This window comes from Paenibacillus sp. FSL H3-0333 (genome assembly GCF_038002805.1).
Classification (GTDB): Bacteria; Bacillota; Bacilli; order Paenibacillales; family Paenibacillaceae; genus Paenibacillus_AQ; species Paenibacillus_AQ silagei.
The window spans coordinates 2046651-2068357 of record NZ_JBBODG010000001.1 but is presented as its reverse complement, the minus strand read 5'-3'; the positions used below and the strand labels follow the sequence as shown (position 1 = coordinate 2068357).

At 38.2% G+C, this 21707-nt stretch carries 17 protein-coding genes and 1 pseudogene; 1 reads left to right on the top strand and 17 read right to left on the bottom strand.

Features of this window, described 5'->3' with window-relative positions; translation table 11 throughout:
• Positions 1-57: 57 nt before the first annotated feature.
• The 6 genes from MHH78_RS09250 to MHH78_RS09225 all read right to left on the bottom strand — a co-directional run bounded on the left by MHH78_RS09250 (position 58) and on the right by MHH78_RS09225 (position 8879).
• On the bottom strand, positions 58-2247 hold the full coding sequence (locus MHH78_RS09250) for an S-layer homology domain-containing protein (protein WP_341167220.1): 2190 nt from the start codon (positions 2245-2247) through the stop codon (positions 58-60).
• A 147-nt stretch (positions 2248-2394) separates the two neighbouring features.
• The gene (locus MHH78_RS09245; protein WP_341167219.1) at positions 2395-4179 is read right to left on the bottom strand and encodes an aminopeptidase P family protein; all 1785 of its coding nucleotides are present in this window, start codon (positions 4177-4179) and stop codon (positions 2395-2397) included.
• A 77-nt stretch (positions 4180-4256) separates the two neighbouring features.
• Positions 4257-4409 (bottom strand): hypothetical protein, encoded by a 153-nt coding sequence (locus MHH78_RS09240; RefSeq protein ID WP_155991469.1) that lies wholly within the window; start codon positions 4407-4409, stop codon positions 4257-4259.
• 165 nt (positions 4410-4574) lie between these two features.
• Positions 4575-5936, bottom strand: coding sequence for a helix-turn-helix domain-containing protein (locus tag MHH78_RS09235; protein WP_341167218.1), 1362 nt, complete (start codon positions 5934-5936; stop codon positions 4575-4577).
• Positions 5937-6380: 444 nt separating this feature from the next.
• Entirely contained in the window at positions 6381-7781 is a 1401-nt protein-coding gene (locus MHH78_RS09230) for a helix-turn-helix domain-containing protein (RefSeq protein WP_340994163.1), read from the bottom strand.
• A 171-nt stretch (positions 7782-7952) separates the two neighbouring features.
• Entirely contained in the window at positions 7953-8879 is a 927-nt protein-coding gene (locus tag MHH78_RS09225; protein ID WP_341167217.1) for a helix-turn-helix transcriptional regulator, read from the bottom strand.
• Between the two features lie 174 nt (positions 8880-9053).
• On the opposite strand from MHH78_RS09225, the gene MHH78_RS09220 reads away from it, so the two are divergent.
• A complete protein-coding gene (locus MHH78_RS09220; RefSeq protein ID WP_341167216.1) occupies positions 9054-9749 on the top strand; it encodes a nuclear transport factor 2 family protein in 696 nt (231 codons plus the stop codon).
• A gap of 214 nt (positions 9750-9963) precedes the next feature.
• On the opposite strand, the gene MHH78_RS09215 is transcribed toward MHH78_RS09220, so the two are convergent.
• The 11 genes and pseudogenes from MHH78_RS09215 to MHH78_RS09165 all read right to left on the bottom strand — a co-directional run bounded on the left by MHH78_RS09215 (position 9964) and on the right by MHH78_RS09165 (position 21694).
• Positions 9964-10548, bottom strand: a complete 585-nt coding sequence (locus MHH78_RS09215) for a YdcF family protein (protein ID WP_341167215.1) — start codon at positions 10546-10548, stop codon at positions 9964-9966.
• Between the two features lie 65 nt (positions 10549-10613).
• A pseudogene (locus MHH78_RS09210) lies at positions 10614-10742 on the bottom strand (dTDP-glucose 4,6-dehydratase); the annotation flags it as partial.
• A 213-nt stretch (positions 10743-10955) separates the two neighbouring features.
• On the bottom strand, positions 10956-11945 hold the full coding sequence (gene galE / locus MHH78_RS09205) for a UDP-glucose 4-epimerase GalE (protein ID WP_341167214.1): 990 nt from the start codon (positions 11943-11945) through the stop codon (positions 10956-10958).
• Between the two features lie 150 nt (positions 11946-12095).
• Positions 12096-13508, bottom strand: coding sequence for a Coenzyme F420 hydrogenase/dehydrogenase, beta subunit C-terminal domain (locus MHH78_RS09200; RefSeq protein WP_341167213.1), 1413 nt, complete (start codon positions 13506-13508; stop codon positions 12096-12098).
• Between the two features lie 3 nt (positions 13509-13511).
• On the bottom strand, positions 13512-15053 hold the full coding sequence (locus MHH78_RS09195) for an oligosaccharide flippase family protein (protein ID WP_341167212.1): 1542 nt from the start codon (positions 15051-15053) through the stop codon (positions 13512-13514).
• Between the two features lie 62 nt (positions 15054-15115).
• A complete protein-coding gene (locus MHH78_RS09190) occupies positions 15116-16303 on the bottom strand; it encodes a polysaccharide pyruvyl transferase family protein (RefSeq protein ID WP_341167211.1) in 1188 nt (395 codons plus the stop codon).
• Positions 16300-17337, bottom strand: a complete 1038-nt coding sequence (locus MHH78_RS09185) for a glycosyltransferase family 2 protein (RefSeq protein ID WP_341167210.1) — start codon at positions 17335-17337, stop codon at positions 16300-16302. The genes MHH78_RS09190 and MHH78_RS09185 overlap by 4 nt, the downstream gene beginning before the upstream one ends.
• Before the next feature lie 61 nt (positions 17338-17398).
• Positions 17399-18526, bottom strand: coding sequence for a glycosyltransferase (locus MHH78_RS09180; RefSeq protein ID WP_341167209.1), 1128 nt, complete (start codon positions 18524-18526; stop codon positions 17399-17401).
• A complete protein-coding gene (locus MHH78_RS09175; protein ID WP_341167208.1) occupies positions 18513-19508 on the bottom strand; it encodes a glycosyltransferase family 2 protein in 996 nt (331 codons plus the stop codon). Before MHH78_RS09175 ends, MHH78_RS09180 begins: the two co-directional genes overlap by 14 nt.
• Before the next feature lie 43 nt (positions 19509-19551).
• Positions 19552-20817 (bottom strand): O-antigen ligase family protein, encoded by a 1266-nt coding sequence (locus MHH78_RS09170; protein WP_341167207.1) that lies wholly within the window; start codon positions 20815-20817, stop codon positions 19552-19554.
• 25 nt (positions 20818-20842) lie between these two features.
• On the bottom strand, positions 20843-21694 hold the full coding sequence (locus MHH78_RS09165) for a glycosyltransferase (protein ID WP_341167206.1): 852 nt from the start codon (positions 21692-21694) through the stop codon (positions 20843-20845).
• Positions 21695-21707 lie beyond the last annotated feature (13 nt).

Below are 21707 nucleotides of genomic sequence, written 5' to 3'. Positions count from 1 at the left end.
ACCCGCAGTTCAGGAGGAGACTCCAGAGCTGCGGGTTATTGTTGTGAGCCTTATAATCTACTCTTTGTCAGGTTCCGGCGTATAAACCACCGTCTTCTCAACCGTAACCACCTTGCCGAAGCTGTTGGTCACCTTGAATACGAACGTATTGCTGCCCTCAGCCAGCGTCACCGACTTATAAAAGCTTCCATAGCTGCTGACCAGTTCGTCGTTCAGATAGATTTTGGGACTGCTGTCATTTGCGTCTGTCGCATTCCCGCTCAAGGTAAGCTGCTTCGTCTTAGTCGTCTCAGGAATATAGTCCAGCTTCAGCACCGGCTCACTCACGTTAAACGTAATGGTCTTGGTCACAGGCTCGGAGCTTTTACCCAGGCTGTTCGTAGCTTTGAAGATGAAGTCATTCGTTCCTTCTTTGAGCGTTACCGTCTTGTTGAAAGAGCCGTATTCGCCTACGAGTTCGTCATTCATGTAGATCTTGGGATAGCTGTCATTCTTGTCGGTTGCCTTCCCGCTTAAGGTAACCGTCTTGCTGTTGCTCGTCTCGGGGATCAGATCAAGCGTCAGCACCGGACTGTCCACTGCAAAAGTAATCGTCTTGGTGGTAACGGCCGAGCTTTTACCCAGACTGTTAACCGCCTTGAAGGTGAACGTATTCACTCCTTCCTTGAGCGTTACTGTCTTGTTGAAGGAGCCGTATTCGCCTACAAGTGTATCATTCATGTAGATCTTCGGGTAGCTGTCATTCTTGTCAGTCGCTTTCCCGCTTAGGGTTACTGTCTTGCTGCTGCTGGTCTCCGGGATCAGATCGAGCGTCAGCACAGGGCCGTCTACATTAAAAGTGATTACCTTGGTAATAACCGCTGAGCTTTTGCCCAAGCTATTCGTAGCCTTGAAGTTAAACGTATTCGCCCCTTCTTTCAGCGTTACCGTCTTGTTGAAGGAGCCGTATTCGCCTACAAGCTGATCATTCATGTAGATCTTCGGATAGCTGTCGTTCTTGTCGGTTGCCTTCCCGCTTATGGTAATCGTCTTGCTGCTGCTGGTCTCCGGGATCAGATCAAGCGTCAGCACCGGTCCGCCCAGGGTAACAGTTATCTGCTTCTCGACTACCGCTTTTTTATCATTTTTATTGACTGCGGTCACGACAATCTTGTTAACGCCTTCCTTCAGCGTCACATCCGCACTGAATTCTCCATTATAAGATACGTAGGCCGTCTTATCATTAACTGTAACCTGCGGATTCGTGTCACCGCTGTCCTTCACCTTACCGGTAATCTTAGCTGTAAGCTGATTGGACGTCTCAGGAGCCTGCACCGTAAGCTGTGGCCCAGAGGTCTGATAGGTCACCTGCTTCGTAACTGTATTCGAGCGTCCGTTCGGCAGAACCGCCTTGAAGACGAATTCGTAGACCTTCTCTCCCCCATCCAGATCATATGCCTCGGCAAAAGAGCCATCCACATTTTCTACTTCTTCATCGTTGATGTACACCTTGGCGTCCGCATTCACTTTGCCCGTAAGCTTAACCGTTCTGTCTGACACCTGCGCCGGAACTTGTACGTCCAGCTTCACATCCTGGGTAGCGGTAGTATAGGAGGACTTCAGCACACGGTACAGCAAAGTAGCTACAGAAGCCCGGTTAATCGGACTCGTCGGCCCAAAGGTTCCGTCCGGGAAGCCCTGAATCAGCTTATTCTCCACAGCAACCGCTACTTCCTTCGCCAGCTGAGGGGTCACATCCTCATAGTCATCGAATCGGTAACGCAGCACCTCGTCAGCGTCTACCCCTTCGGTGTCCAGCCCCATCGCACGTACCAAGGCAACCGCCACATCTTCACGTGTAGCACTCGCCTGAGGATCGAAGAACGGCTTGCCCTTCATTGGAAAATATCCGGTGAGATAGTCTTTGGACGCCTCTACATATTTATAAGCCCAGGAGGAGGGAGCCACATCCGAGAATGTCTGCGTTCCATCCGAGACCAAATCAAGTCCAAAGGTCAACGTAATCAGCTTGGCTAACTGTTCTCTGGTAATTGCCGCTTCAGGCTTAAAGGACCCGTCCGGGTTCCCCGTAATAATGCCTTGATTCGCCATACTCTGTATCGCTTCATTGGCCCAGTACGTTGTCTTCACATCCACGAATACATAAGACGACGTCTGTTGCACAACCGTTGCCGCACTAGCCACTCCCCCGCACAGCATACTCAGCAGCATCACCCATGCCGATACTACTCTCCATCTTCTCGCCATCACACTCATCGCCCCCAACCATAGTAAGCAGCCCCGGCCATCAACTCATCTATTACTATCCTAAGAGAGCAGCCTGCTAGACTCGCAGAGACAATTATACCTCAATTAGTACCAAGGTAATAGTTCCTAAGATATAAAAAATTTTCCTCACAACACCAAAGCCGCTGTCTCCCGCTTCAGCCAAGCCCGGTGCTCCTCATCCAGCAGCGGAGCCAGCTTATCGTACACCTCAGTATGATAATGATTCACCCAATCCAGCTCCTCCCTGCTTAGCATAGACGGCTCAATCGCCCGAGTATCTATCGGCAAATAACAGAGGTCTTCAAACTTCAGGAATCTTCCGAACTCCGTAGTCACATCCTCCGTAATCAGCAGCGTGTTCTCCGTACGGATACCATGACGGCCTTCCTTATAGACTCCCGGCTCTACCGTAATAATCATCCCAGGCTCCAGGCGGACCTCATTCGGCTTGAAGCTGAACCGCTGCGGCTCTTCATGCACATTGGAGAAATAGCCCACACCATGTCCGGTTCCACACTTATAATCCAGGCCATTATCCCACATCGGCTTGCGGGCGAGAATATCGAGCGTAGATCCGGTGGAGCCGTAGAGGAATTTGGACGTAGAGAGCGCAATCACAGACTTCAGCACCAGTGTAAAATCTCTCTTCTCCTCATCCGTCAGCGGGCCAAGCGCCAGCGTGCGGGTGATATCCGTTGTCCCGTTCAGGAAATGAGCGCCCGAATCCAGCAGGTACAGGCCTCTGGCTTCCAGCTCTACCGGATGGTCGGCGGACGGCGAGTAGTGCATCATCGCAGCATTCGCGCCGTAGGCAGAGATACTGGAAAAGCTCAGCTCAGCGAATAACGGCTGCTGCCGGCGCAGCTCCAGCCCCTTCTCATCGGCTTCAAGCTCAGTCACCGGACGGAGCGGAACCGTCTCCTGCAGCCATTTGAACACTCCAACCAGGGCTACGGCATCCTTCAAATAGACATCACGGATATTACGGATCTCCACCTCGTTCTTGAGCGACTTGAGTGCCACCACGAGACCCGCTGCCTCAATGATACGAGCGGAGTCCGGGATCGCAGCCGCCAGACTATATCCGGTTTTATTCGGATCGTACAGCACGGAAGCCGCTTCCGGGAGCGTATGCAGGAACGGCAGGATGTCATCATACTCCCTGATCTCCACGCCATCCCGGGCCAGCGTCTCCTTATCTTCCGGGGTGGCCTTATGTCCTCCGGCGAACAATATTGCGTTATGTACCCCTACTATGGCAAAAGCAGTCACATAAGGATTGAACGGAATATCCCGTCCCCGGATGTTGAACAGCCAGCACAGATCATCCAGCGCGGACAGCACATAATAATCAGCGCCTTGACGCTTCATGGCCATCCGAACCTGCGCCAGCTTGTCTACCCGGCTGAGGCCCGCATATTGTTCATCATGCAGCATTAGCGGCTCGGCCGGAATGGCCGGTCTGTCCGTCCAGATCGCCCCTACCGGGTCGAGGTCTGTAATCGTCTGAATCCCTTTCTCCGCGAGCTTGGCCTGCAAGCCCTTCATAGCGGATACGGACAACGTTCTGCCGTCTACCGCCATACGTGCGCCCTGCGGCAATTGCTCGGCCAGCCATTCATCCCATTGCGGGACGCCCGGTTCAGCCATACGGAACATACGGATGCCCGAGCCCTCCAGCTCCCGCTCCGCCTGAATGTAGTACCTGCCATCCGTCCACAAGCCAGCATCCGTTAGCGTGATCACAGCCGTTCCGGCGGAACCGGTGAACCCGGTAATCCAGCGGCGGCTTTTCCAGTGCTCCCCCTCATATTCACTGATGTGCGCATCCCCGCTCAATACCACACAGGCCGCTATCCCGCGCTCCGCCATCCATTCTCTTAACTTATGTACTTTCTCCTTAGGCAACATATCCGCAACTCCTTCTCTCTATCTAGTCTACTGAATCATCATACACCTGCATTTCCAATAAAAAAAGATGAAGACCCTCAGGTCTCCATCGTCTCATTATCCTCTTTCCGTACCAGCTTCCGCCGCTGCTTCCCCTTCTTCACCCACAGCCGGTCCTGGTCATCCCGATAGAATCTGATCCCGAACAAGCGTAACGGTGTCCACACTTCCCTAAAATAATAATTAGGCATGGTCCATTTCTCCCAGACTATAAATAGATTTGTCCCTAATTATAGACCGGGATACCTGGTTTGTTTGTCGCATTGTGGAAGGAGAGCCTTAAGGTTACCACCAGTTTCCCAAAATCGCCTTATCTGCGGAACCAGCGCTTGATCCGCTCCAGTGAACCCATTGATTTATAGGTATACTCCAATTTGAACTTTGTATTGTTGATTCTCTTCTTCATCTGCTTGATTCCGATGCTGCCCAAACAGATCGACACATTTGATTACATTGCTCTCGTTATTGATTCTAACTGACGATTCTAAACTTTGCAGGATGAATCCAATCCCTTCTTTGCGCTTGTTATTTAAATTATAGGCTGCTAATTCAGCCAGGAATTGGGTGTATTGGTTGGTTATGATTTGTTTGTTATGAAGAATCCCATATTCTTCAAGATTTGTCCGGTAAGGAATATAGGAAGCAAAACGCTCCAGAATAGAATCAACATTCCAATCGTAGCGGTTAGCCGACAAAACAATACTGTATAATGCTGTAAATATCTCATCTGGCTGGTGGGAGATAAATTCAATATATTCAGAGAGAGTCTCGTATTTTCCTGCCATCACCCGATAAAGCAGTCTGTTTGCGAGCCCCCACTCCTGGAATTGAGCCACAGTACGCTTCACTTCTTCATCGTCTTCCTTTATCCAGCTTCCGTCCATATAGAGGGATACCCAATCTAATGCCGCTGAATAGTCTCCTAGTTGCTCACACACATTTGAACGGATAAGTTGTGCGTACAGGATATAGAAGTACAGGGGTTTCTCAGGTTTTCTCTCGTTACTCTCTCTACGGTTTGACTTCCGCTGGAGATTATAACGAATAGTTGCTAATTGCTGCATCTTCTTCGCGAGTTCATCCACCTTATGCCACCGATCCAATGAACCATAGACATGACCCAAGTGCTTCAATCCATCTAATTGATCCGCTTCATCCAGCCGGTCCAGGTAACATTCGAAGAGATGCGCCGCCTGTAGATTCCGCGTCTGGTCGTCACCAATGGCGATACGGAACAGACGGTATTGGCATATCGCGAGTCTCTCGGAATTCTGATACTTCTCACTGGCACTCACATTCTTATACAGCAACTCGGCAGCTTGCCACAGCCCCTCTTGAAACAGTCCTTCAGCTACTTCGAACAGCATGGGGGCATAGACCAGATTCTCCAGCAGATTCTGAACCACCTGCTCAACGCAATCCAGACGGCCAAGTTCAGCTGAGCGCACAAGAAAAGGCCGCAGACGCCGCCAGGTGGGTGATGAGAAATAGAAACATTCATCCACATATAAGCTGTAGAAATGATCCTCCGGCAGATCCATCGCCTTGGTAATTCGCTCCAGATGGTTCATCGCAATGGGCTGCTGACCACTAAGTATCCGGCTGAGCGTTCCTGAATTAATTCCGGATTGTCCCGAGAATTGATTAATAGTCATTCCCTTATGCGACAAATACAACGCTAATAGATCGCGAATCATAGTTCTAGTAGTAGGGACCACGCAAACACCACCTAACTGGAATCCAATATAATTTGTTTTATAGTTGTAATAATATGTCACATTATTCCAATGGTCAATAATTTAGAATACTACAGATTAGTATAATCCGTGAACTATGGGCAAGCGGTTTGCCATGATCGCAAAAAAATAGAGACCCTAGTAGTCTCATAAGGTCTCTGTCGTCCCGGTAGAACCTGCTCTGTCATCGCAAAGGTGTCGTGCCTTATCAGCGGAACCAGCGCTTAATCTGTTCCAGCGAACCCTTCGCTTCCGGGCCATTGTAGCCGAAGGCATTGCCAATCATCTTAATATTTAATGTATTTGCTGCCCGGTAAGCATCAACCGCCACCTACACCGTGATTCATAATTTGAATAAGACTTTGAGTACTGGTGTTTGCTACGGGGTCAGTTGTACCAAAAGGTATAATAATTGCAATAGCCAGACTACAGGAAGCTAGAAGAATGATAAATTTTCTTTTCATGGGAGTCCTGCACCTCTCTAATTAGAAGTTTGTATTGCTCTTTCTCTTCTTCATCTGCCAGATACCGATGCTGCTCGAACAGATCAACACATTTGATGATATTGCTCTCATTATTAATTCTAGCAGACGATTCCAAACTTTGCAGGATGAATCCAATACCTTCTTTACGCTTATTATGTAAATAATAGGTGGCCATTTCAGCAAGGAATTGAGTGTGTTGGTCCAACATAACCTGCCGGTTATAATCGCCAAATTCTGTAGAATACGTCCGGTAAGGAATATAGGCAGCAAATCGCTCCAGAATAGAATCAACATTCCAGTCATAACGGTTAGCCGACAAGATAATATTGTATATCCCTATGAATATCTCATCTGGTCGGTGAGAAATATATTCGACATATGCTGAGAGTACTTCGGACTGTCCTCCCAGCACCTGATAGAGCAGTCTGTTTGCGGTACCCCACTCCTGGAACTGAGCCATAGTCCGCTTCACCTCTTCATTGTCCTCCTGTATCCAGCTCCCATCCATATAGAGGGACACCCAATCTAATGCCGAATTGAAATCTCCCAATTCCTTACACACAGCTGAACGGATAAGCTGCGCGTACAGGATATAGAAGTACAGAGGTTTCTCGGTTTTTTTCTCGTTACTCTCTCTGCGGTTCGGCTGCCTCTGAAGATTATAACGAAGAGTCGCTAATTGCTGCATTTGCTGCATCAATTCATCCACCTTATGCCACTTATGCAGCGAAACATATACATGAGCGAGATGCTTCAATCCATCCAATTGATCCGCCTCATCCAGCCGGTCCAGGTAACATTCGAAGAGGTGCGCAGCCTGTAAATTCCGCGTCTGGTCATCACCAATGGCGATACGGAACAGACGGTATTGGCATATCGCCAGTCTCTCGGAATTCTGATACTTCTCACTGACACTCACATTCTTATACAGTAACTCGGCAGCTTGCCACAGCCCCTCTTGAAACAGTCCTTCAGCCACTTCGAACAGCATGGGGGCATAGACCAGATTCTCCAGCAGATTCTGAACCACCTGTTCAACGCAATCCAGACGGCCCAGTTCAGCCGATCGCACAAGAAAAGGCCGCAGACGCCGCCAGGTGGGTGACGAGAAATAGAAACATTCATCCACGTATAAGCTATAGAAATGATCCTCCGGCAGATCCATTGCCTTGGTAATTCGCTCCAGATGGTTCATCGCAATGGGCTGGTGACCACTAAGTATCCGGCTGAGCGTTCCTGAATTAATTCCGGATTGTATGGAGAATTGATGAATAGACATTCCCTTCTGCGACAAATACAACGCTAATAGATCGCGAATCATCGTTCTAGTAGTAGAGACCACGCAAACACCACCTAACTGGAATCCAAAAATTATTGTTTGTTGTATAGATGTAATAATATGTCACATTATACCAATGGTCAATAACATAGAGTACTACAGATTAGTCTAATCCGTGAACTACAGGCAACCCGTTTGCCATATGAGGGCAAAAAAATAGAGACTCTAGTAGTCTCATAAGGCAGGGCCACCCTTTCGATTCAAATTTCCCATCATCACCTCTATCTTGCTCATAACAGCATCCCGTAGACTTTGAGGCTCCATCGCTTCAATAATCGGGCCATAAGAGAGAAAATAATTTGAAAGCCAATCTCCTTCGGGCATGGATGCGATAACAGTAAAAGATCCATCTTCATGTTTTGTTATTTCTTTTTCACTAAAGTCATCGTATATCCTATACGCTCCCGCCGGAGAGATTTTTAACCGAATATCAATAAATTTCTGTAAATGATTATCTGTCGCTTCAGCCGCAGATTCCACTGATGTCTCTTGCTCAAAAACCTCTTCAGTGATTTCAATATTAGCCATACGGGATATTTTGAATGTTCTGTATGTCCTTTTATCATAGCAATACGCTTTCAAATACCATGCCTTATCCTTGAAAATCAACTTAAGCGGCTCAACCCTGCGCAAGCTTTTCACACCTGAGGTATTAAAATATTCGAATATAATAATATGTTTGCTTATAATTGCCATTTTTAGTGCAATGAAATTTTCTTTGTTTCGTTCATCACTTCCCCAGTGTGAGAAGTCCAATTCAATCCAATTAACATCACTCTTTTTGAAAAGGCTGCTTAATCGCGAAAGAATAGTCTCAATTTCCGGATACCGCGCAGCTGATAGATTCTGCAAGGCGAGCAGTATTTCATCCTGTTCTTTTTCAGAAAGTAATGACTTATTGAGTATAAATTTGTCAAGAATGAGGATTCCGCCGCCTCTGCCTTGATTCGTATAGATAGGTATGCCAGCGCTGCTTAATGTCTCAATATCGCGATATATGGTTCTAACCGATACTTCAAAACGGTCAGCAAGCTCTTTCCCCGTAGTTTCTTTTTTCTCAAGTAAGTAATAAACAATGCCGAAAAGTCTGCTGATCTGCATTAAAGCACCTCAATTCAAGTACAGTATATCGTTCTAAACACGACACCAGTGTGTCATATTGACATATTTATTAACACAAAACCAGAGGGACTGTTGTCAGGTTTTGTCCTTTATATTAAGAAGTGTACAATCGACTGCGGCGTTGTCCGCACATTATAAAGGAGAATGATGATTATGATAAACAAAATTCAATTACCCCAACCGGTTGTGGAACATTTTCATGCGACCAATACAGATGATCCCGCGGCCTTCCTTTCGATCTTTGCCGAGGATGCCGTTGTTTTTGACGCCGGCAAAGAATATCACGGGAAAACCGCTATCAAAGAGTGGAGCGACCACGACTATTTCGGAGTAGGCTTAAGACTGGAAATCAAAAATGTTGTTGAGCATACCAAGGAAATCGTTGTTACCGCAAAATCAGACGGAAATTACGACAAAACCGGACTACCGGACCCCCTCTATCTTGATTTTCATTTTACTGTGGAAGGGGATAAAATTACACGCCTGCACAATGTTCTTTCCTCTAACAGTAGAGCAATTCCTTTACCGCAGCCTATTGCAGCCTATTATCATGCCTCAGATATCTTTGACGGTGACCTTCTCGCTAACTGCTTTGCAGAGGATGCCATATTAGTTGACAATGGAGAAGAATTTCATGGTCCTGAAGTTATCAGCAAGTTTATTGTGAAGGCTAACAGGGACGCTGCGGGTAGGACTGAAATCACCAATTGTGCGGAGAAAAATGACGAAACGGTGGTCACCGCCACTATTTCAGGTAATTTCAAAGGCAGTCCAATTCCACTGGATTTCCGCTTCAAGCTTAATAACGGGAAAATCAAAGCCTTGAATATCGTAGTGTCAGGTGTATAAAGATGATGGTGGAGAATTAAATTAAGGTAAATCAAGAACAAGAGCAAGTTATCGAAAAGATAACCTGCTCTTGTTTGCATAGTAACTTGACATTCCAAATGATTTACGTACACACACTAGTCTCATAAGGTCTCTGTTGTCTCGATATCACATTTGCGAAGCCGCTGCCTCTGCTGTTTCCCACGCTTCACTTCTGCCGGTCCTGGTCTTCCCGTTACCTGCGGAACCAGCGCTTAATCTGCTCCAGCGATTCCTTCGCTTCCGGGCCATTATAGCCGAAGGCATTGCCAATCATCTTAATATATTCGTTAAAAATCGTCTTCCGGCTATACCGGTCACTCCACCACGCCTTCGCGTTATAGCCCGAGTCCGCCCCGATATACGTCAGCTCAATCCCCGACTTCCTATACACATGATCGAAGATAAACTTCACCCGCCGCATATGAAAATCCGACGACACCACAATCGCCGACTTGAAGCCATGCTGCTGCATGATCGGTAGCGTGAGCTGCGCGTTTTGGTAGGTGCTCTCGGCAGCGTCCTCCGTCAGAATAGCGGATTCCGGGATGCCCAAGGAAAGAGCGGTTTGGCGCATGTCGCCAGCGGAGCCAGTGATCTCCTTAGCGTTAGACAGCAGGAGCTGCGGTGCGTAGCCTTCTTCATACAGCTTAACCCCTTGCTCCACCCGCCCTCCCCCGCCGCTGAGGATGATGATGATATCCGCCTGCTTGGGAGCCTCGGATACAGGAAGGAAGCGTCCCGCACACAGGAACAGCACGACTATTAACAGAACAGGCAAGTACAGAAAGAGAACTCTTTTTCTGCGCTTGCCCATCTTAGTTCTATTTAAGTTACGGCCCATAGCTAATTCCGGTACTCGCCGCTAAGAATCTGTTCCCACCACTCTGCATTCTCGGTATACCACTGGATGGTCTGGGCGATCCCGGTCTCGAATGTGTACGTAGGCTTCCAGCCCAATCTCTCCAGCTTACTAATAGGTAACTTATCATCATCGCATCCTATCCTAGATGTATAAATTGGTCACTTACCACTTATCAGTTAAAGAAAGTACAGTTGAAGAACTTCGAACCAAACGTATGCTGTTGTGATTAAAATAGAATGAATTATTTAATTAATTTAAATCGTTAGTTAAATACCTTATGGGGGAAAACGACGGATGAATATATTCGAATTATATAGTAATTGTTAAAGTGTTTTTGCAAAATCCCATGTATCCCTTACCATCTCTTCGATAGTTCTTTTCGTCTCCCACCCAAGCTCTCTTCTTGCCTTTGAAGCATCTGCATAGCATAAAGCGATATCTCCAACTCTGCGATCTACTATCTCATAAGGAACTGGTATTCGGTTGATTTCCTCAAATTTTTTTATCATTTCGAGCACTGATGTTCCCTTTCCCGTACCAAGATTATAGATATTCACACCGTTGTCTAATTTCTCAAGAGCTGCTAGATGCCCTTCTGCTAAATCCATTACATGAATGTAATCTCTCACACCAGTTCCGTCTACTGTATCGTAATCGTTACCAAAAACTTTAAGAACGCTTAACTCCCCTCTTGCCACTTTTGTTATGTAAGGCATAAGATTATTGGGAACACCATTAGGCTCCTCTCCTATTAAACAACTCTCATGAGCACCCACAGGATTGAAGTATCTCAATAATGAAATAGCTAAATCAGAATTAGCATTTGCTACATCAGTTAAGATCCTTTCACTAATGATTTTAGTTGCTCCATAAGGGTTTGTCGTTGGTAACAGTTCCATATACTCTGCAAATGGAACTACATTTTGTCCGTATACAGTTGCTGAAGAACTAAACACGAGTTTTCTCACACCGTATTTCAAACACATATTACTTAAAACTATGGTGCTCACAATATTATTGTGATAATATTCTAAAGGTTTTTCAACAGATTCCCCTACTGCCTTTAATCCAGAAAAATGAATTACTCCGTCTAATTGATGTGTATTAAAAACCCTTTCTACTGAATCTTCATCAGTAACATCAATTTGATAGAAAATCACTGATTTATTAGTTATCTCCTCTATTCTACTTATAGTCTCTATTTTACTATTTGATAAATTGTCGGCAATAATAATTGAATGACCTGCATTTAATAAACTAATGGAAGTATGGGAACCTATATAACCGGCGCCACCAGTAACTAATATATTCATTATCTTGAATAGCCCCTTTAATTTCTTATTTTGAATAAGCTAATCTCCCAAAATGAAATTTTGATAATATATTTGCCTTTATTGATATTACTAATTTTTTTTGTAAATAAAGTTACTTCAAAAGTTATTTTAACCTTACAAAAAATCATCTTACCTTTTAATTAAGCTTTTAATCTCTCTTTTAATTTTTCCTAACCATTTTCTTACAGGTGGCGTTGATATCATTTGATTGTATTCCTTAATAATAGGATCCATATAATCTATAAATTTATTAAAGTTTCGTTCATATTTCGCTTCACTATATGCATTAAAACTTTCTTTGGAGAGCGTCATTCTTTTCTCGTATATTTTTTTTCTTTTTAAACTCAATTTATTATTTGGCGTAACTCTCTTTTCAGGTCTCCATTCATTATTTTGATCTTTTAAATATAATCGATAAGCCAAGCCATGTCTTCTATGACGAATTCCAGAAGATTGAGATTTATAAATCTTTTTTGGATGGATTTCTTCAATATGAATTTGGTCTATATTGTCTTCTAAAATCTTCTTTATAATTGGATTTCTAACTGTAACAATATTAGTACCCATACTATCATTTGAGTATTCCGGTAACCAAGCATCACCAACCGTAACATCAGCAGTTTCTGCTAATATATCATCACAAAACTCACACGCATTATATTTAAAAAGACCGTGTCCCCAGTTCGTTGTGTATAAGTCTTTAATTGGTGAACTTGTTATTATATTTTCATCCTTTTCCAAACCTCTTACTTCGACACCATAATCATTAGCAGCTCTTCCCATTATTTTCTTTCTGAAATCAATATTAGTTAAGTTATCTGGTTCTATCCCTAATTGCCAACCTATAGTTTTTGCAAACATATCACTTTTTAAATGGCCACATACCAGTCCTATAAAGAATTTAATTCTATTTTTAATTATTTCGTCCTGTTCTGCCAATAGACGAATAGCTTTTATAAAACATGGTATACCGACTAAAGCATATCTACCTTTGTTTTCTTTCACTAATTGAATAACTTGAGACATTTCAATTGGATAATATTTAGACTTAGCACCACTACTTAATTCAGTTTTGCTATAAGAAATTTGATACTTAAACAGTTGCTTATTGGATGAATCATCAGATCTCACATGAATGATAGCATCAACTAGATTATGGTTAAGAAGTTGAGCAGCAATCCAATTTCCCATTCCACCAGAACTTCCATTCTTCCTATACTCACCTACTTTCACATACCCCGCATAGTTATGAGTATAATACCCAATATATTTATTATTCTTAATTCCTTGATATTTACTAAACAACTCTTTTCCAACAACTGTTTCGTTTTTACTACTATTTGAAAAAGGACATACTAATAAAGGATTAATTTTTACGTCTTCACCTTGAAAACTATCTTCCTTTATAAGTGGGCTAAATTTCCCTTCCTTATCTAAAGCCATTACAAAAGGTGAACCTATTAAACTAGCGCAAACTCCACACCCAATGCAATAATCATTTTTAACAACAGTATTCATTAATTCATTGAATGAATCATTCACATTTTACACTTCCTTATGAGTTGCGTCTTTTAAAAAAAATAGTAATTTTGATGATTTTAGGATAGATAGAACAAGATTCTTTTCATATTTATTAAATCCTAAAGACCACATCAAACTAACAAATGCAATAGAAAAAAATAATACTTTCAAGGAAAAGAAAAATACCCCCCTCTCCTCAATCATGTAGTTAATTCCTGCACCAATAAACATTGCTATTAATACTGGGACAGACATTAAAATTATATTCACCCAAAAATTCTTCATATTTATACCGATTTTGTAATGATAATATATATTCATACAAACAATATTTCCAACTATTAAAGAAACTGTAGTAGCTAGAGCAGCACCAATTCCTCCAAATTCCTTTGCTAATGGTAGTGATATAATTACATTTAGTATCGCTATAGTTATTAATATTAAAGATCTAAATCCTTGTAAGTTTTTAGCATATAAAATTGAAACTCCAACATTTTGAATTAAAGGAATTGAGAGGGGCAGCATTATTAAAATTATTATATAATAAGCATCCCTATAATTAATCCCTGCCCACATATTAATAAAAGGTTGTCCAAATAAAATAAATCCACTCAATATATATGACATAATAATATACTGTAACCTACCGTATTTCACCATTAGTTCGGTCAGTTCTAAACTACTAGCTTCGTTTGCCACCATCATAGAAACTCTAGGTAAAAACATTCCACTAATTGAAGTTGAAAATTGCATATAAATTTTAATAAATTGCATTGCAATTGCATAAACTGCAACTGGTATAGTTCCTGCAACGATCCCTAAAATAAATTGATCTGTATTCCAATATATTTGATCGACTATCACTCCTAAAAAAACAAAGAAAGAATAAATGAGTATCTCTTTTAATAATTGATAGTCAATCTTTCCAAAATAAAATCTGGTTTTTAGATATTTAAAACTATAGTACACACTAAATAACAAACACATAATATTAACAAGAGTAGTAATGAGAACCATGGAAACAGTCCCATAGCCAAGATATAGTAATGGTATGGTAACAAGTGGTGTTAAAAGAGTACGAACTATTACGGTAAGTTTTATTGGTACAAACTTTTCATAAGCTTGCATTATTGAACCAAATACACCTAATGGGAATGATATTGCGAAATTTATTATTAGTATTATTATCATTATCTTTGCTTTCTTTATTTCAACCAAAGTAAGACTCGAACCAAAAATATTATCGACTTTGTTTAAAAATATAAATCCTGCTATAAGTACGAATCCCCCAAGTAAGGAATATAAAATCAAAAACATTCCATTGAGCTTAGATTCTGCTACTTTATCACCAACTGCTCTATTTCTCGCAGTATATCTTATAATTGCATTCCCTAATCCCATATCCATAATACTAAAGTATGCAGCAACAGAACCTATAAGAGCATAAAGCCCATAGTCAGATTGTCCTAATAAACGAATCATGATTGGAGTATATAATAGTGCAACTAAAATAGTAAAAATAAGTGATAAATAAGATAAGATAACTCCATTTTTAATCGAATTCATTCAAACAACTACTTTCAATAGAAGATAAGCATTTATTAATTTTCTAAATATAAAAATCCATATCATTTTAATTTTGCGATTTCATTTAAAGTTTTATAAATGCTATTAATAGCTTGTTTATTATTTTTGCTCATTTGCTCTTGTATCTTTTTATAATTCAATTCAATTTTTTTGACAATATCAATGAAACTTAGTCTCATTTCACTATAATCCAATTGTCTAACATCGATAATGTATTGACTTAAACCGTAACGCTCACCAATTATTCCCCAATACTTTGAACTATAAGAAAGAGTGATTACTGGAATCTCACTTTGTATTGAAGAAACTGCAGGATGCATTCTGCTTGAAATTGTAAAATAAGACTGTTGAATGTAATTCCTAACCTCGTATGGGAACATTTCTGAAATTTCAAGAATCACTCTATCTTTATATTTATCTTTTATTAGGTCGTAAATCTCTTTAGCAATAATACGATCATCTGCTTCTACTGGGACTAAGACATGCGCAAGTAATACTATCTTTTTTTCTGGGTACATAGTTATAATAGTGTCGATCATAAAAAGATTATATTCTACCCATTCCCTCCTAGCACCCTCTTTTGAATACCTGTAGATCAATTCACTTGGGCAATAGGTTATATATTCTTTGCTTTTTGGTTTTAATTCTTGCTTGTTTAAGGGTAACAAAGCCAAGTCATCCGTAATTTCAATATTTTTCAGCCCCAAGTTATTGCAAAGATATTTGTATGTAATTAAATCCCTTGGATAAATTTTATCAACACCACTTAATAGATGCTTCATTAGTAGTTTTCTAAATGATAAAAAGGGCCCCATTGTTTGGCCTAGCATTATTACTTTCAACCCATTTTTTCTAAGTAAGTTAAATTTCAATGCATTAATAACTGGCCCTTTCCATCCATAATCTTCTGTAAAGTCATCTCCACCTAAAACCACAACTAAATCGATTTCATTAGCCAATTCTGTATAAATTCTTTTGTTATTAATATATGCTAAAAAATAATTAATTTTTCTAATATTTTCTGTAAATAATGAACCTAAATTAACTTTTATTATTTCTTCTATTCCTGAAGCTTCTCTTAGTCTTAAAACATTTATCTCATTTTCAGTTTCTACATAGTAAGTATTTTTGCTTTTTGTAATTTCATTAAAATAACTAATGAAGTTTTCTCCCATCATCATTGATCCATAATTAAAAGTATTTGAACAGTTATAAATATAAACTTTCATCTTTTCAAGCCTCTTTTCACTGTGAAGTAAATTTTGATAAATTCATGATATAATTTCGGAGAAAACATAAGTAATTTTAATTTCATACTTAAAACCTTATTTTCACCACTATATTTTTGAATTAGAGCAAAAATATCTTGATTTAATCCAAAGTAATTTTTCTCAATATCATTAAACAAATCATTAATTTTGATATTTCTATTATTTTTTAAACATGAATCAAAATTAAAAATATAGCTTTCAATTAAATAACTATTTTTTATTTTTTTAATGACATCAAATAAATGATTTTTATTAATATTTTCCAAAAATTCATTAGTTCTATATAGTGCATAAATTGCATCAAAACAATTAATATTGTAACTATTAGTAACTGATGCATTTCTGATAACATAAAAAGAAAGAACATCACTAATAAATGTTATATGTTTAGCAATTGCTAATACTTTAAAAGTAAATTCTTGATCTTCTCCATTTCTACACCCTTCCGTGTAACAAACTTTAGAATCTAATAAAAATTCTCTACTATATGCAGCACTCCCAGTCCATATCCACATTTCCCTTTGGAGTATTATAGAATTCAGGGCTTCTACACCAGTCATAGTGTTAGAAACTTCGTTAAATTTTTTCGAGTATTCTACTAACAATTTATTGTCTTCAGACACTGTATTATATTTCCATATCAAAATATCAGAATTAGTATCTTTGCGTTTGTTTATTTCCTGTACTAAATTTTTAGAGATCAAATCATCACCATCTAAAAATAATATGTATTTACCAGAAGCTTCTAACAATCCTCTATTTCTTGCAGAGCTCACACCTCCATTTTCTTTACTTATAATTTTATAACTTAGCTTTGGGTGATTAGACATTATTTCAAAAGCTTTCTCTATTGTTTTATCTGTAGATCCATCGTCAACTAATATTATCTCAAAATTATAAGAACTTTGATTAATTATAGATTCCAAAGTTTTTTCAATGCAATTCTCAAGATTATAAGTTGGAATAATAATACTCACTATATTTTCTTTCAATTAAATTCTCCTTTATGAAGATGATTAAAAAATCAATCTTCGTTCCTGAAACGTTTCATCATTATTGCCCGACACCTTCTATTTTTAAAGCTCTTAAATACATTTTTTCATATTGGCGACTCATTTTTTTATCACTATAGTTTTTTTCAACAATTAATTTTGACATTGCTCCACTTTTTTCAAAATCCATACTATCTATAGTGTTTAATTTTCTCACCAACTCACCTTTTTCTAATTCAAATAGTATTCCAGCTTCATTACTAAATTCTAAAATCTCTTCATGCGGAGGAATTTTAGAAATAACAACTGGTATTTCCATGGACATAGCCTCTAACACAGAATTTGGTAAACCCTCCGCTTTAGATGAAGATATGTACAAATCGGATATAGCTAAGTAATCTCGTACATTATCAACCTTACCAACTAATAAAATATTTTCACTAGCTATTTCCCTACACTTTTCTGCCAACACTCCATCTCCTAATATTATTAAGCAATAATCTTTTTTAAGTGAAGACTCTAAAAAACATTCAATCAAAAAAAGCGGATTTTTCCTTTCGTTTAAATTACCTACACTAATAAGAATCTTTTTATTTAGAGGCAGATTAAGTTGTTTTTTTAATTCTATTCTTCCAGAATTATCTAAAATACAGGTATATAATTCGATATTAATTCCATTTGGTATACTATATGTGGACAGATTAAATTTCTCTTTCAACTCTTGAGATATTGATTTGGAACATGCAATAGGATATTGTATCTTCGTTATATATTTCAATTGTAATTTATACATTATTGTCCCGATTAACTTTCCGTATTCTGCTAAATAATCGATATGAGGATAGTTATGTATGGTAGTAAAGGTTGAAACACCACTATATTGGGCACTATATTTATCTGCTCTAAAGCCATGACTATGAATAATGTCAGGTTGAATATTATTAATAATATTAAATAAGGATTTTCGTCCAAAAATCCACATCTTCACTCTTGAAAAATTAAGTTGCTTTATATTAATTCCAAGGTTTAAAAAATCTTCTTTCCGAGAGCTTTTATTTTCCGAAGCCAATGTAATAATATTCAAATCAAATAAATTCATGTTTATATTTTTTACAATTCCGTATAAGATATTTATTGGTCCGGTTTTGTCTAAAGTCGAAACAATATAAAGTACTTTAATCTTCTTCATATAGAGAAAACTCCTTACCTTTTTTTACTCTTTTTTGAGAGTAAACTTTGTCGAACTTAACTAGGACCCTAGTTATAAAAGATCTAACTAAATACTTAAACTGATGTTTTGATTTAAAAGCGGCTAAGACAGTATATATAAACCACAAGTAGTTATTGTTTGACCTTAGACTTATTCCCGCTTGTAATAGCCTTAAAGAATCCTCATATCTTCTTCTTTCAGGCTCCGAAAACTTAACATAATCAAAAAAGCTTTTTTCAGTAAAAGAGTCATCACCATTTTTTTTCTTTCTTTCAAAATAAAGAGCACGAACATATTCAAACGCTTTTCTTTGCTTTATTCCAACTGTACTAGCAGTATTTCCATCTCTGATTCTAACTTTATAACCATAATAATCACTTAAATTAGTAAACTGATAGCCAAAAGATAGCATCCTTAAAAGAAAATCATAATCTTCAACACTTGGTATTTCTCTATACCCACCTAATTTTTGATATACTCTTCTTCTTGCCATCCATATATGTGATACAGGACTTGAAAACAGAGAAGCCTTTCTAAGAAGCCTAATTGATTCAATATATCTTACTTTACTCAATTCAATGCCTTGCTGATTGATGGAAACAATGCTAAGTCCTACTAAATCTATTTCTGTATTTTTCCTCAAAAAATTTATTTGTTTCTCAAATCTATCATATTCAGAAACATCATCCCCATCCATTCTAGCAATATATTCTCCACTACTAAATTCGAAAGCACGATTTAAGGTATAGCAAATCTTCATATTAGATTTATTTCTATATAATTTTATTCTTTCATCTTTTTTCGAGAATTCTTCTAATATGCTATAAGTATTATCAGTAGAAAAATCATCAACTACTATTATTTCTAAATTTTCATATGTTTGATTTAATATACTTGATAGAGCTTCTGCTATATACGACTCAACATTATAGGTAGGCAAAAGCACTGAGATTTTCTCCATTGTAATCCTTCCTTTTCTAACACTTCACCTTTTATTAATATTTTCATCTAGTTTGAAATTTTCCATTCAATTTCAAAAGAATTAAACTCGTTAAAATCCAAAAATGCCTGGATGTAAAATATTCTACACTTACTCCTTGAACTAAGAAAGCTAATAATCCTAGTATCAGATATCTCAATAATACATCTTCGTCTTTTCTAAAAAAATGATTTTTCGTAATATATTTCAACGGTCCAATAAATATATTTAAAAACAAGAGCAAGCCTATTACACCAGTTTCTGAACTTACCTTTAAAAATAAATTATGAGTATAAGGATTAACAATAAGTAAATTAGTTTTCAAATAGTCAAAAAAGTAAATAGGAAAATTTCCTAAACCTACGCCAAATAGTGGATTTGATAATGTCATATCTAAACCAACACGCCATAATCCAAGTCTACTCATTGCAGAATAATCTTGAGAAAAAATTTTATAAATAAACAAAATCGCCATTACAAATAATACAAATAATATTATCGACTTAATTATTCTCATATAAGAAGTTCTATTAATATAGAATATGTTGATGATAATTGCAGCGAATAGTCCAATATAAGCGCCCCTTGATAAGGTTAAAATAAAAGCAAGTAATTGAACAAATATAATAATTTTCAACTGCTTATTTGATAAAAAGCTCTTCTTAGTCTTAAGTAGACCGTAAGATATAAACAAACCTACAATTAAATATGAAGCAAAATTATTAGGGTCTTCAAACAAAGAAGAACTCGCAAATTTAAACTCGTAAAAATCTTTAACGCTGGAGTTCATAATTCCAATAAACTGTTGAATTCTGAATCCATTAACATAAAAAAACACTATACTATAAAGTGAACTAACAAGACTCCCAATACTCCAAAAACTAAAAAAGGAATTTATAGTTTCATCATCATTTATTATTGTAGTAATTGACACTCCAGTTATCACAATTATTAACAATCGCAGCAATTCTGCAATACTTGAAAAATTCATCCCATTTACTGCACCTAACAATGTACATATAGCAGAATAAAATAAAAAAATAATTATTTTTCTTTGAGTTATAAAATTCTCTAAATTAACTTTTCGCACCAGAAGCAATAAGCTCCAAACAACAATCCAATATATGAATACTGCATCAGAAAGCCTAACATCAAAATTACCAATATTAGCAAGTGTAAATCTAAATGGTATAACAATCGGAATTAAATATAGAATAATTTTAGGTTTTTCTAAAAATACAAAAATCAAAAAAAAAGATAATAATATAATAATAAGAATAGCTATTGTCACAAATTCCACCTACATCCTAACATTTTCAATTTCTTAAGAATAACTTATAAACAGTTTTTTTTAATGGGATAGGCATATAAATAAAAGCATATATATTAATCATGTTTCTATAATAACCTGATCGCCTGATAAACCCATTTTCTTTCATATGGTTATTTAAGTATTTCCAACTCGGGATGTACTCTTTATTACTTCTTCTAGATAGCATTCCGTTACCTACCCTTACGTGTACAAGATACTTATTTAAGTTCTCTAATTTCCCACCATTTTGTAAAACTCTAATCCAAAGATAATAATCTTCTAAATAAGGAAGATGTTTATATGCTCCAGCATCAATAATAACCTGTTTTTTAAACATCACTGACATATGATTAATCGGGTTTCTAATTTTCGCCATCTCACGAATTTCATTATGAATGACTGGCATTTTTTTTTTGTTAATAGGGAATTTGTATTCTTCATCAAATTCATCTATAAATGTCCCTAAAACATCAATAGAGCTATTTGCTTTGAACTTATCTAACTGCAATTTAAAACGTTCTCGATCATTTATATCGTCACTGTCTGCTCTGGCCACCAAATTATACCTGCACTTGTTTAACCCATAATTCAGTGCTTTTCCTAACCCTACATTATCTTTAAGTCTAAAAACCCTTAAAACGCCTAAAAACTTTTCTTCATATTCTTTTATTATAGAGTTTAATTTTTCATCAATAGGTCCATCAACTACTAAGACAAACTCATCTGGTTTTTGTGATTGTTCTACTAAAATGCTATCCATCGCAGATTTCAAATAATTCGGTTTTTCTTTATGATATACAGACATCAATACACTAAGCTTAAAATCTTCATTTTTTTTATAGTTATTTCTTAGCATTTTGAATCTGTCT

What these genes read in the sequence shown, in the direction of transcription:
- MHH78_RS09245 (WP_341167219.1), bottom strand. Translation starts at nt 4,179, where the DNA reads ATGTTGCCTAAGGAGAAAGTACATAAGTTAAGAGAATGGATGGCGGAG.
- MHH78_RS09175 (WP_341167208.1), bottom strand. Translation starts at nt 19,508, where the DNA reads ATGGAGAAAATCTCAGTGCTTTTGCCTACCTATAATGTTGAGTCGTAT.
- MHH78_RS09240 (WP_155991469.1), bottom strand. Translation starts at nt 4,409, where the DNA reads ATGCCTAATTATTATTTTAGGGAAGTGTGGACACCGTTACGCTTGTTC.
- MHH78_RS09190 (WP_341167211.1), bottom strand. Translation starts at nt 16,303, where the DNA reads ATGAAAGTTTATATTTATAACTGTTCAAATACTTTTAATTATGGATCA.
- galE (WP_341167214.1), bottom strand. Translation starts at nt 11,945, where the DNA reads ATGAATATATTAGTTACTGGTGGCGCCGGTTATATAGGTTCCCATACT.
- MHH78_RS09225 (WP_341167217.1), bottom strand. Translation starts at nt 8,879, where the DNA reads ATGCAGATCAGCAGACTTTTCGGCATTGTTTATTACTTACTTGAGAAA.
- MHH78_RS09165 (WP_341167206.1), bottom strand. Translation starts at nt 21,694, where the DNA reads ATGCTAAGAAATAACTATAAAAAAAATGAAGATTTTAAGCTTAGTGTA.
- MHH78_RS09195 (WP_341167212.1), bottom strand. Translation starts at nt 15,053, where the DNA reads ATGAATTCGATTAAAAATGGAGTTATCTTATCTTATTTATCACTTATT.
- MHH78_RS09180 (WP_341167209.1), bottom strand. Translation starts at nt 18,526, where the DNA reads ATGAAGAAGATTAAAGTACTTTATATTGTTTCGACTTTAGACAAAACC.
- MHH78_RS09220 (WP_341167216.1), top strand. Translation starts at nt 9,054, where the DNA reads ATGATAAACAAAATTCAATTACCCCAACCGGTTGTGGAACATTTTCAT.
- MHH78_RS09250 (WP_341167220.1), bottom strand. Translation starts at nt 2,247, where the DNA reads ATGGCGAGAAGATGGAGAGTAGTATCGGCATGGGTGATGCTGCTGAGT.